Consider the following 813-nt stretch of genomic DNA (forward strand, 5'->3'; position numbering starts at 1 on the left):
TAAGATAAGAGTTAAACCCACCGGGTCATTGCAGACGCTAATGATGGAGATAGGTTAAGACCACTTGCGGAGAGCCTGTTAATGCGGCGGACACACTAGATGTCATCTAACGAATAAGGCCCCGCAGTCGCGTAAGTCATCAGGGTCACGATGTATGCGAATCATCGATAAGTAGACCGAATGTAGAGCGGCAGTCCAAAACCCATCACTATTCGTTTAGCGGATGTTTGACAACCGGGGGAATCCATGTAGCCTCGTTAAGCGGAAAAAAATAGTTGGCTACAATTTGTGAGGTACGAACAAAAGCCAACTGTTTTTTGTCCGTTTAAACGACTTGTTGAACGAAGCCGCTGCGCGGCAGAATAAAGACAGCACAAGTCATACTCTTATTACACCATCACCCTGATGGTCGTTAACAGGAGTAACTTATGAATTCCACCGACTTAGAACGCTACAACATTCTTTATGAACAACACCTTACCAACCTTAAGCTGCAAGGTAAACGACCTGCGACCATTGATGCCTATTCTCGTGCGGTTCGTCGGATCACCGCTCATTTCGATCGGGTTCCTGATACATTAACCACGGCCGACCTCAAACAGTTCTTCGCATCTCTTATTCAAACTCACTCGTGGAGCACCATTAAACTCGACCGTAACGGCTTACAGTTCTTCTATCGCTATACGCTCGATAAACAGTGGGAGTGGCTCAATATCGTCAAGCCGCCACAAGTGAAACGACTGCCCGACATACTCACACCACAGCAAGTCAGTTCTCTGATTACTTACACTCGACAGGCACGTTATCAGGTGT

The 813-nt window shown here is 46.7% G+C and carries 1 protein-coding gene; it reads left to right on the plus strand.

The annotated features are described in order from the left end of the window. Positions 1 to 428: 428 nt before the first annotated feature. Positions 429 to 813 (plus strand): site-specific integrase (locus L1D11_RS22480; RefSeq protein WP_239862833.1); only part of this gene is annotated, 385 nt, incomplete at its 3' end.

Origin of the sequence: Vibrio sp. Isolate32 (assembly GCF_022397955.1) — a bacterium.
In the GTDB taxonomy this organism is placed as follows: Bacteria; Pseudomonadota; Gammaproteobacteria; order Enterobacterales; family Vibrionaceae; genus Vibrio.